Genomic DNA, 11,708 nt, shown 5'->3' with positions numbered 1-11,708 from the left:
ACTTATTTTTTTCTAGTCGTCTTTTTAGGAGCAGGGGCTGCATCACCCAAGGCGATGCAATCTTCAAGCGTTAAGGAAGCTGGATCTTGGTCTTTAGGAATTTTCACGTTGCGCTTCCCAATTTGGATATAAGGTCCATACATACCATTAACCACCTTAATTGCCGCATTTTCAGGGAATTCTTTGATGAATTTGTTGGCTTCCGCATTTCGTTTAGCCAAAATCAATTCAATCGCACGTTCCTGAGTCAAAGAAGTTAAATTATCTGTCTTTCCTAAAGAGACGTATTTTCCGTTATGTTTAACATAAGGTCCAAAACGACCTTTTCCTGTTTCAATTAATTGATCTTCAAAATAACCTAAACCGGCAGATTCAGCTGCAACTTGTGCGGCTTTCATAACCAAAATAGCTTGGTCTAATTCGATCGTGAATGGATCATTTGGCTCAGGAAGACTGATAAACTTACCATCAAACTTAATATAAGGTCCTAATTTCCCAGCACCAATAACCACCGGCTTATCCTCTAAAATCCCGATTTCACGAGGTAGTTTTGGTCGGGCCAACAATGCAATGGCTTGTTCTAAACTTAATGTGGCAATAGATTGATTCTTAGCTAGGTTAGCGAAAACAGGTTTATCTTCTTCACCAGATTCGCCCAATTGAACGAATGGTCCAAACTTGCCTAAACGAACGGATATTTTTTTGCCTGATTCTGGATCAACGCCTAATTCGCGGCCACCGCCCACAGAACTACGGGAAATGGATTTACTATCTTCAATTGTTTTGTGAAAAGAACCATAGAAATCCTTCATCAGTTTCACCCAAGGTAATTTACCTTTGGCAATGTTGTCGAATTCATCTTCCATTTCAGCTGTAAATGTAAAATCGACAACATCCTGGAAATTCTCTACTAGAAAATCAGTGACTAACGTACCGATGTGTGTCGGGAAAAGCTTGGCTTTTTCAGTCCCTACAATCTCAGTCGCATTGACACCTGAAATCTCATCATTTTTTAACGTCCATGTTTGAAATGCACGCTCACGACCAGCACGATCTTCTTTTTCAACATAAGCACGTTTAATGATCGTCGAGATAGTAGGAGCATAGGTAGACGGTCGGCCTATACCTTTCTCTTCCAAAGCTTTCACTAAACTAGCTTCAGTATAGCGTGGTGAAGGACGCGTGAAACGCTCTTGTGCTTTTAATTCATCTAAAGCTAAAACTTGACCAATAGCTAATGGAGGCAACATATCTTTGTTTTCCTCATCATCGTCATCGTCTTTACCTTCTAAATATGCCTTCAGAAAACCTTCAAAAGCAATAACTTCACCTTGGGCCACTAAAATTTCGGAAGCCGTAGATATTTCAATTTGCGCGGTCGTACGCTCTAAAAGCGCATCAGCCATTTGTGAAGCGATGGCGCGTTTCCAAATTAACTCATATAATTTACGTTCCCGAGAATCTCCACCTAAGGTACTTAACGCAAAATCCGTTGGCCGAATAGCCTCGTGAGCTTCTTGTGCACTATCAGATTTAGTTTTAAACTGCCTAGCATGATGAAACTTTTCGCCATAAGCGTTTTCAATCGCTACTTTCGCTTTATCGCGTGCTTCCTGAGATAACATGGTTGAGTCCGTACGCATGTACGAGATTCGACCCGATTCGTATAGTTTCTGTGCAATAGACATCGTTGTCGCTACTGCGTAGCCTAATTTACGCGAGGCCTCTTGTTGGAGCGTGGATGTAGTAAACGGCGGAGCCGGTGTCTTCTTCGCTGGTTTAGTCTCTAAATTCTTAATAGAGAATTGCGCGCCCACACACTTTTTGAGGAATTCCAATGCTTCTCCTTCTGTAGCAAATGCCTTAGAAAGTTCCGCCTTTAATACTTTTTTACCTGGTAGGTCAAACAGGGCAGCTACCTTAAAGGAAGCAGCCGCTTCATGTTTTTCTATTTCGCGCTCGCGATCTACGATTAATCGTACGGCAACTGATTGAACTCGACCTGCAGACAGTCCTTTCTGAACTTTAGACCATAAAACGGGAGATAATTCAAACCCAATTAAACGGTCCATAATACGACGCGCTTGTTGGGCATTCACTAAATCCATGTCAATTTCACGCGGTTGCTCAATTGCCTTTAGGATCGCAGTTTTCGTGATTTCACGAAAAACAATTCGTTTCGTATTGTCTTTTAAATTCAACGCTTCTTTTAAGTGCCATGAAATGGCTTCTCCCTCACGGTCGTCGTCCGTTGCTAACCAAACTTCATCAGATGATTTAGCTAAACTTTTTAACTCTGAAATCACTTTCGTTTTATCAGGAGATACAACGTATGTCGGATGAAAATCGTGTTCAATATCGATGGCTTTATCACCTTTGGTAGGTAAATCCCGCACATGACCGAAGGAAGATTTGACGATGAAATCTTTACCCAAATAACCTTCTATCGTTTTTGCTTTAGCAGGGGACTCAACAATGACCAAATTTTTTGCCATTAGATATAATTTACAAGTTGAATTTTAGAAAAGATTTCAAATATAGAACCTTAAAATGTATTTGTACACAATTCGAGCGAAAGCACTAAAAAAAAACGCTAAAATTATATTTTGGATGACTATTTGTGCGAATTGCTCCTTTAACAAAAACGAAAATGACCAAAAAATAGGCTTCATATCCATTAGATTGCCTATTGAATAAAATGCAGCGCGGGAGAAAATCCAAAAAAAGATAATTATTATAATAAAAAATAAAACTAAGCAAATCAGGTAGTCAAAATTGGCAATTTTGCTTTGAAACTATTAATTTTGCGAGCAATTTCTTATATAAAAACTATTAACATGGCCTTTGACATTGAAATGATTAAAGCTGTTTACGATAAAATGCCTGCTCGCATTGCTGCAGCACGTGCTTTAACGGGAAAGCCGCTTACGTTAACTGAAAAAATCCTATACAGCCATCTTTGGGAAGGAACACCTTCTACGGCACATGAACGTGGTAATTCCTATGTAGATTTTGCTCCGGATCGCGTTGCTATGCAAGATGCGACTGCTCAAATGGCTTTATTGCAATTTATGCAGGCTGGTCGGCCTCAAGTAGCAGTTCCGTCAACGGTTCATTGCGATCACTTAATTGAAGCTAAAGTTGCTTCAAAAACGGATTTAGCTGTTGCAGTAGATAAAAATAAAGAAGTTTACGATTTCTTGTCATCGGTTTCTGACAAATACGGTATTGGTTTCTGGAAGCCAGGTGCGGGTATTATTCACCAAGTAGTATTGGAGAATTACGCGTTTCCAGGTGGAATGATGATCGGTACAGATTCACATACAGTAAATGCAGGTGGTTTGGGTATGATCGCGATCGGCGTGGGTGGAGCAGATGCATGTGATGTGATGGCTGGTTTAGCTTGGGAGTTGAAATTCCCGAAATTAATCGGTGTTAAATTAACAGGTAAATTAAACGGCTGGACTGCTCCAAAAGACGTAATCTTAAAGGTAGCTGGTATTTTAACAGTTAAAGGTGGTACAGGCTGTGTAGTTGAATACTTCGGCGAAGGCGCTACTTCGATGTCATGTACAGGTAAAGGTACCATCTGTAACATGGGTGCTGAAATCGGCGCAACCACATCTACTTTTGGATATGATGATTCGATGGCACGTTATTTACAGTCCACGGGTCGTGCGGATGTTGCTGCTATGGCAGATCAAGTACGCGAGCATTTAACAGCTGATCCTGAAGTTTACGCAAACCCTGAGAAATATTTTGATCAAGTAATCGAGATCGATTTAGATACATTAGAACCACATTTGAATGGTCCTTTCACTCCAGATTTGGCTACGCCAATTTCTAAAATGAAAGAAATGGCTGAGAAAAACGGTTGGCCTACGAAAGTGGAAGTTGGCCTAATCGGTTCATGTACCAACTCATCTTACGAAGATATCGCGCGTGCTGCTTCCTTAGCGAAGCAAGTGGCTGCCAAAGGATTAAAAACAAAAGCTCAATTCACGATCACACCTGGTTCTGAATTAGTACGTTATACAATCGAGCGTGACGGTTTCATTGATACATTCAATACGATTGGTGCGACTGTATTCTCGAATGCTTGTGGACCATGTATTGGTCAATGGGCACGTCCAGGAGCTGAAAAAGGTGAGAAGAACACCATCGTTCACTCATTCAACAGAAATTTCGCGAAGCGTGCGGATGGTAATCCAAACACATTTGCATTTGTAGCATCACCAGAAATGGTTACTGCCTTAGCCATTGCGGGTGACTTAACGTTCAATCCATTAACGGATACGTTGACAAACGAAAAAGGAGAACAAGTTAAATTAGATGCTCCTTCAGGAGATGAATTGCCGAAATTAGGTTTTGCCGCAGAAGATGCAGGATATCAAGCTCCAGCTGCAGACGGTTCTGGTGTGCAAGTTAAAGTTTCGCCAACTTCAGATCGTTTACAATTATTAGATCCATTCGCTGCTTGGGAAGGAACTGATATTTCTGGTTTGAAATTATTGATTAAGGCCAAAGGAAAATGTACAACGGATCATATCTCCATGGCAGGTCCTTGGTTGAAATACCGCGGTCACTTAGATAATATTTCAAATAACATGTTGATTGGTGCTGTGAACTTCTTTAACGAGAAGACAGACAATGTAAAAAATCAATTAACAGGTGAATATGGTCCGGTACCGGCAACCCAACGGGCATACAAAGCAGCTGGTGTGGGTACGATTGTGGTAGGAGATACTAACTACGGTGAAGGATCTTCGCGTGAGCATGCGGCTATGGAACCACGTCACTTAGGTGTTCGTGCGGTATTGGTGAAGTCATTTGCCCGTATTCATGAGACCAACTTGAAAAAACAAGGTATGCTTGCATTAACATTCACTAATGAAGCAGACTATGACAAGATTCAAGAAAATGACAGTATCAATATTGTTGGCCTAGGCTCATTTGCACCTGGAAAAACATTAACGATTGAATTAGTTCACGCAGATGGTTCGAAAGATAGCTTTGCTGTGAATCACACATACAATGAACAACAGATTGAATGGTTCAAAGCAGGTGGTGCATTGAATATTATTCGTGCTTCTGTAAAATAGATTTGATATAAGGCGCAGAATTACTAATTTTGCGCCTTAATTTTTATAATTAAGCCCTTTTTTAACACACACATGGCAGCGATTAACGCAGTTAAAATATTTTCTGGATCAGCGTCGAATTATTTGGCAAAGGATATTGCCAAATATTATGGTAAAGATTTAGGAGCAGTAACGACTTTAAAATTCTCAGACGGTGAAATGTCACCGAGTTTTGATGAGTCTGTGCGTGGGTGTGATGTATTTATTATTCAGTCTACATTTCCAACGGCGGATAATTTAATGGAGTTATTATTGATGATTGATGCAGCTAGAAGAGCATCAGCACATTATGTAACGGCTGTTATTCCTTATTTCGGGTATTCACGTCAAGATCGTAAAGATCGTCCACGTGTAGGGATTGGGGCTAAATTGATTGGAAATTTATTGACTGCCGCGGGTGCTGATCGTTTAATGACGATTGACTTACATGCTGGTCAAATTCAAGGATTCATGGATTTCCCTGTAGACCACTTAGAAGGCAATGCCATCTTTGTTCCTTATTTGAAATCATTGAATTTAGAAAATATCATTTTTGCTTCTCCAGACGTAGGAGGAGTGGTACGTACCCGCAACATGGCCAAATTCTTTAATGCGGAAATGGTTATTTGCGATAAGCACCGAAAACGTGCTAATGAAATTGCATCGATGCAATTAATTGGTGATGTAAAAGGCGCAGATGTCGTTCTTGTTGACGATTTAATTGACACCGGAGGTACTTTATGTAAAGCCGCTCAGTTAATCATGGATAAGGGGGCAAACTCAGTTCGCGCGGTGGTTACACACCCCGTATTATCAGGAAAAGCGTATGAAAATATCGCTAATTCAGTTTTGACTGAATTATTGGTAACAGACACGATTCCACAAAAAAATACGTGCGACAAAATAAAGGTATTATCGGTAGCTGAACTATTTGCTAAAGCTATTGGTCGTATCCGTGATCACGAATCTATCAGTTCATTATTTATTAAATATTAATTTTAACCGTTTTCAGGGGATAGCCCATGTGCGAAAGACTGGAAACACTAACAAAAACAAAATGAAAAAGTTAGAAATTGTAGGATACAAGAGATCTACATTAGGAACGAAAGGTTCTAAAGATTTACGTTTAGAAGCATTAGCTCCATGTGTTCTTTACGGTGGTAAAGAGCAAGTACACTTCGCTGTACCGATGATCCTTTTCCGCGAATTATTATATTCAGCAGATGTATACGAAGTAGAATTAAACATCGAAGGTGATATTCACCGTGCTATTTTGCAAGATGCGCAGTTCCACCCAGTAAACGAGATGATCTTACACGTTGACTTTTTAGAAATCGATTCTAAGAAGCCAATTAAAATTGAAGTACCTATCAAAATCGTAGGTAACTCTCCAGGTGTAATTAAAGGGGGTAAAATGGTGCAAAAATTACGTAAAGTTTCTTTACGTGGTTTAGTAGCTAACATTCCTGATTTTGTTACAGCTGATATTTCAGGTTTAGACTTAGGTCAAACTGTTAAAGTAAACAAGTTAGTAGTTGAAGGTTGTGAGATTTTAAATCCAATGTCCAACCCAGTAGCGACAATCGATATCCCAAGAGCATTAAGAGGTAAATTAACTGCTTAATCTTTTTAGGAAAGAACGATAGATCAAAAAAGCCTGACAAATTTGTCAGGCTTTTTTATGTGCTATAAATAAAAAGGCCTCAATTGCTTGAGGCCTTTAAATAGAATTATTTCAGTTCTTAGCGTTTAGCCATCACCTTCACAATTGGAGCTTTCTCCAAGTGTGATGCATGACCTGCCGACTTCCCTACGTGGATGTAAGGGGCAATCACTAAAGAAACAATAGACATCAATTTAATTAAGATGTTCATCGATGGACCTGATGTATCTTTGAATGGATCACCTACTGTGTCACCCGTAACGGCTGCTTTGTGCGGTTCAGAACCTTTCTTGAATGTTTGGCCATCAATTAACACGCCTTTCTCAAATGATTTCTTAGCGTTATCCCAAGCACCACCAGCGTTTGATTGGAAAATACCCATCAATACACCTGATACCGTAACACCAGCTAATAAACCGCCTAATACTTCTGGTCCCATGGTGAAGCCAACAAGTACTGGAACTGTTAATGCAATAGCTCCTGGTAAAATCATCTGACGAATGGAAGCTTCAGTAGAAATAGCTACACATTTTTCATATTCAGGCTTCGCTTTATATTCCATGATACCTGGAATTTCGCGGAACTGACGACGTACTTCATTCACCATTTCCATCGCCGCTTTACCAACCGCAGAAATACATAATGCAGAGAAAATAAATGGAATCATACCACCCACAAATAAACCAGCTAATACATCAGCCTTATAAATGTCAATCTGCGTAATTCCTGAGATACCTACGAAAGCAGCAAATAGAGCTAACGATGTTAAGGCAGCCGATGCAATCGCAAAACCTTTACCAGTAGCAGCTGTTGTATTTCCTACTGCATCCAAATTATCAGTACGCTCACGTACTTCAGAAGGCAATTGAGACATCTCAGCAATACCACCTGCATTATCCGCAATTGGACCAAACGCGTCAATCGCTAATTGCATAGCTGTTGTTGCCATCATACCTGCTGCAGCAATAGATACACCATAAATTCCAGCAAAGTGATAAGAAGCAATAATACCAGCTGCTAAAACCAAAATAGGCAATACCGTAGACTCCATACCTACAGCTAATCCACCAATAATATTCGTTGCATGTCCTGTTCCAGATTTCTGAACAATTGAATCAACTGGACGCTTACCCATTGCTGTGTAGTACTCCGTAATGATTGACATCAATGTACCTACGATCAAGCCTACGATAATTGCATAAAATACATCCATCGAAGAGAATGTAGTTCCACGTAGTGTTAAGCTCTCAGGTAAGATGTTTGTAACCAAGAAGTATGAAGTAACAAACGTGATAGCGATAGAAGTATAATTTCCTAAGTTCAAAGCATTTTGAACTGAATCCGTTTCCTTAGAGATACGTACAAAAAAGGTAGATACTAAAGAAGCTAGTAAACCCACACCAGCAATTAACATAGGTAATAAAACAGGAGAGAAGCCACCATAGTTGTCAGAAACCTCAATTTCTTGCCCTAATACCATCGTAGCCAAAATTGTCGCTACATACGAACCAAATAAATCGGCACCCATACCAGCCACATCACCTACGTTATCACCAACGTTATCAGCAATAGTTGCAGGATTACGTACATCATCCTCAGGGATACCTGCTTCTACTTTACCTACTAAATCAGCACCCACATCAGCTGCTTTCGTATAAATACCACCACCCACACGTGCAAACAAGGCAATTGACTCAGCACCTAATGAGAAACCAGCTAATACTTCGATAGCCGTTTTCATTTCCACAGATGTTAATGCTTGACCTTGTGCAAAAATTTGATAGAAAGCGATGAATAAACCACCTAAACCTAAAATAGCTAAACCAGCCACACCCATACCCATGACAGAACCACCGGTAAAAGAAACATTTAATGCTTTAGCTAATGATGTACGAGCAGCTTCTGCCGTTCTAACATTTGCCTTTGTGGCAACAATCATACCGATGTATCCTGCAGTTGCAGAGAAAATTGCACCAATTAAAAATGCAACGGCAATTAAAGGGGAAGAGTGAATTGGATTTTCAACTGTACCTGTTTGAGTTCCTAACCAAGCGAGTAATAAAGCAGTCGGAATAGCAAAATAAGCTAAGATTTTCCATTCTGCTTTTAAAAATGCAATGGCTCCATCAGCTATGTAACCGGATAACTCCTGCATTTTTTCATTCCCGGCATCTTGCTTGGATACCCAACTAAATTTCCATGCTGTGTAAAGCAATCCCACCAAACCAAAAGCAGGAACTAAGTAAACAATTTGATTCATAAAGTTTAATTTAGATTATATCAAAAAAATTTAGCACAATTTAGGTAAAAAGGTGCAAATAAACAATTAGAATGGCAATCTGACTAGAACTTTCCATTTTTCAGGAACGACATTCCCCATCGGGTAGACTAAATCAATACCAAAAATTCTTCCAATACCAGAAAGCCCATAAGTAAGCTCTTGGTAATGAATGGTTTGAGCATTCAAAGAAGTCTGAAGGTAAGAGTAACCTACTTTTTCTTTCAGGCCATATAGTGATAGAAAGGCATTTTGAGTAAAGATAAATTTTCTAGGCTCCCATGATAAAAAGGCCTTGAAATGACCTCCAGGATTTGAAAGCGCATAATAGGGCAGGGCTAAAAAGCTATTCTCACCATTGGAAATATTAATCTCATTTCCTTTAAAATGTTGGTAATCTAAAATCAAGGATGGCTTCTGAATAAAATGAGCAGCAGTAAGGCGGTAGTTAAATTCTCCCCAATTAGCTAAAGATATCGACTGAGAAACTTGAAAGGATACTTTTGAAAATGGATTATCCCCTAAAGCCTGTTCGTAACCACCCGAAATGGTAGGTCCTACTTCGTTCGATAATCTCCGAGAACCATTATAACGTCTCCACGTAGCAAATGGTTGATAACGTACAAATACATACGCATAAGCCTGCTTACTTGTCACAAAAGGTAATCCATTAGATGCAAAACGGCGTTCCTTAAAGAATAAACCATGCTCCTCCGCATTTACTAAACTAGTTCGAGACCTTAATTCCAAATCCGTACTTACTCTCCATTTAGCATTCAATTGTAATGCATAAGAACCTTTAATAAAATCCTTTTGATATAGCCTCAAATAATTTTGTGATAAGAATAAGGCATAGTATCGATTAATATTGGCGGAAATGGGCTCTGCCGAATTGATTTGCTCCATGGTGGAACCGCCAGAAAGACTAAACCGTTGTCGATTCTCATCCCAATTACGTACGAAACGTACAGATCCATTCAACGCTTTTCTAGAAAAAGCATAACGAATATCAAATCCAGTTTCCCAGTAATCAGATAATTTATTGGTAAACCGATAATCTAACCCACGACCTAGATGGTATCCATCAACCGCATTATATCCTGACTGAATCCCACTCAATGTCAAACGAGCTCCTAATCCTTGCTGACCATACGTGTAGGTTCTAGCATTCACAATATCTCCAAATCGGAAACGAGGCAATGAGTTAACCGAATCCTTTAAACGTTTTTTCTCGTCTTGTACAGATAAACTATCAGCTTCTTTGTATCCTTTTACCTCAGCTTCTGTTAAAGGAACCTGACGTTCTGCTTCCCAATATTCCTCTTTTTTTATAGAGGCCGACGAATCAACTGTGATGGTATAATCAGAACTAAACTCTTCACTCTTCACTTCTTTCTTCTCTTCCTTATCTATTTCTTTCAGTACTTTCTTTAGCTTTTTACGCGTCAGCTCTTTTCCTAAAGCCAATTTAGGAGCTGATATTTTTTCTTTATTTATTTCTTTTGCCCAGTCCTTATGCAAGCGTTCCTCAATAATCGTTGGCTTGACAACAAAAGCAGGATTAACTTTAATAGAATACTCTTTAACCTGCGTGATATACCGGAAATTCGCCCCGAATCCCATCGCATCAAAATTTATATTCACGTCATAATTAACAGGCATCCAAACTCCTTTAAACAAGGCATTTTGTTGTTGAAACGTGTAATAACCCTGTGAATTTCGAAATGCTAAACTGAAGGAATAGATACTCCAAGTATCTTCTACAATTGAAAGTGTACCTTCAAACAAATCATTCGATCTTGACTTAGGTTTCACTTGAACCTTCGAAACCGTTTGTCCATTTAACTGAAAACTACCCAAATAGGCGAAATTGTAAAAAGAAAACGCAGATGGTGAAATCGGGGAGATCAATGAGCCCCAAACCTTCGGCAAATAAAAATTCGTTTGCGTAATTCGTAAATTGGGAGCTCCCGAATTCTTTATTACAGCAGGTAGATTATTTCGATTTGAAAGTACTTTTTCATCTAATTTATTGGGCCGCGTATAAGTAATCTGATTTATTCCCTCTAATACATAGGTCGATCCCACTTTAATTCCAGCCTCTTTTTCCAACTGTTTACCCACGAGCGCATTCATCACTTTAGATATGGAGGTGATTTTGCCCGCTCCTTTAACATATCCTTTAGCCGAATACCGATCAATTTCCTTTAAATGAAATGGGGCCATGGATATCATCCTGCGCATTATTCCAATCGCAGGATCCTCCTTCAAACCACCTACATTGACATCTTGAAGCGTAACTGCTTCTTCGGTTAGAACAACATCAAGCGACACGTTTCCTGAAATCGTGACTTTATGTGGTTTCGGTGTGTGACCAAGAAACCTGAAAACTACTTCATGCTCACCTTTGGGTAATTGGATAGCATATTTAGCATCTTCATTCGCTAATGTCCCTTTATTCAAGTTGGTAACCCAAATCGTAGCAAAAGGTAAAATTTCTCCATTTTTGTTCTTAACTACACCTGATAATGTTTGACTTAGAACCCAAGAAGATGTAAACAAAATAAGCAATAATGTAATTAGCGGTTTTTTCATGATGCAATACAAAGGAAAATCAGGCAAAACACCATACCAGAAACTGATAATT

At 39.3% G+C, this 11,708-nt stretch carries 6 protein-coding genes; 3 read left to right on the top strand and 3 right to left on the bottom strand.

Annotation, left to right across the window (positions count from 1 at the left end):
- Positions 1–2 precede the first annotated feature (2 nt).
- Complete coding sequence (topA, locus tag U0R10_RS03560; RefSeq protein WP_377982537.1) at positions 3–2,495, bottom strand: type I DNA topoisomerase; 2,493 nt, start codon at positions 2,493–2,495, stop codon at positions 3–5.
- 342 nt (positions 2,496–2,837) lie between these two features.
- Here topA and U0R10_RS03555 point away from each other — a divergent pair, with 342 nt between their 5' ends.
- From U0R10_RS03555 to U0R10_RS03545, 3 genes are all read left to right on the top strand, one after another.
- Entirely contained in the window at positions 2,838–5,102 is a 2,265-nt protein-coding gene (locus U0R10_RS03555) for an aconitate hydratase (RefSeq protein WP_377982535.1), read from the top strand.
- 72 nt (positions 5,103–5,174) lie between these two features.
- A complete protein-coding gene (locus U0R10_RS03550; RefSeq protein ID WP_377982533.1) occupies positions 5,175–6,116 on the top strand; it encodes a ribose-phosphate pyrophosphokinase in 942 nt (313 codons plus the stop codon).
- A gap of 61 nt (positions 6,117–6,177) precedes the next feature.
- Entirely contained in the window at positions 6,178–6,744 is a 567-nt protein-coding gene (locus U0R10_RS03545; RefSeq protein WP_377982531.1) for a 50S ribosomal protein L25/general stress protein Ctc, read from the top strand.
- A gap of 118 nt (positions 6,745–6,862) precedes the next feature.
- Here the strand turns inward: U0R10_RS03545 and U0R10_RS03540 are convergent, their stop codons facing one another.
- Together U0R10_RS03540 and U0R10_RS03535 are read right to left on the bottom strand one after the other, a co-directional pair.
- Positions 6,863–9,043, bottom strand: coding sequence for a sodium-translocating pyrophosphatase (locus U0R10_RS03540; protein WP_377982529.1), 2,181 nt, complete (start codon positions 9,041–9,043; stop codon positions 6,863–6,865).
- 66 nt (positions 9,044–9,109) lie between these two features.
- On the bottom strand, positions 9,110–11,656 hold the full coding sequence (locus U0R10_RS03535) for a DUF5686 and carboxypeptidase regulatory-like domain-containing protein (protein WP_377982527.1): 2,547 nt from the start codon (positions 11,654–11,656) through the stop codon (positions 9,110–9,112).
- Positions 11,657–11,708 lie beyond the last annotated feature (52 nt).

The organism is Aquirufa avitistagni (assembly GCF_042715545.1).
GTDB lineage: Bacteria > Bacteroidota > Bacteroidia > Cytophagales > Spirosomataceae > Aquirufa > Aquirufa avitistagni.
Note: the sequence above shows the minus strand (reverse complement) of the source record. Positions and strands in the feature narration are given on the sequence as shown.

What these genes read in the sequence shown, in the direction of transcription:
- topA (WP_377982537.1), bottom strand. Translation starts at nt 2,495, where the DNA reads ATGGCAAAAAATTTGGTCATTGTTGAGTCCCCTGCTAAAGCAAAAACG.
- U0R10_RS03555 (WP_377982535.1), top strand. Translation starts at nt 2,838, where the DNA reads ATGGCCTTTGACATTGAAATGATTAAAGCTGTTTACGATAAAATGCCT.
- U0R10_RS03550 (WP_377982533.1), top strand. Translation starts at nt 5,175, where the DNA reads ATGGCAGCGATTAACGCAGTTAAAATATTTTCTGGATCAGCGTCGAAT.
- U0R10_RS03545 (WP_377982531.1), top strand. Translation starts at nt 6,178, where the DNA reads ATGAAAAAGTTAGAAATTGTAGGATACAAGAGATCTACATTAGGAACG.
- U0R10_RS03540 (WP_377982529.1), bottom strand. Translation starts at nt 9,043, where the DNA reads ATGAATCAAATTGTTTACTTAGTTCCTGCTTTTGGTTTGGTGGGATTG.
- U0R10_RS03535 (WP_377982527.1), bottom strand. Translation starts at nt 11,656, where the DNA reads ATGAAAAAACCGCTAATTACATTATTGCTTATTTTGTTTACATCTTCT.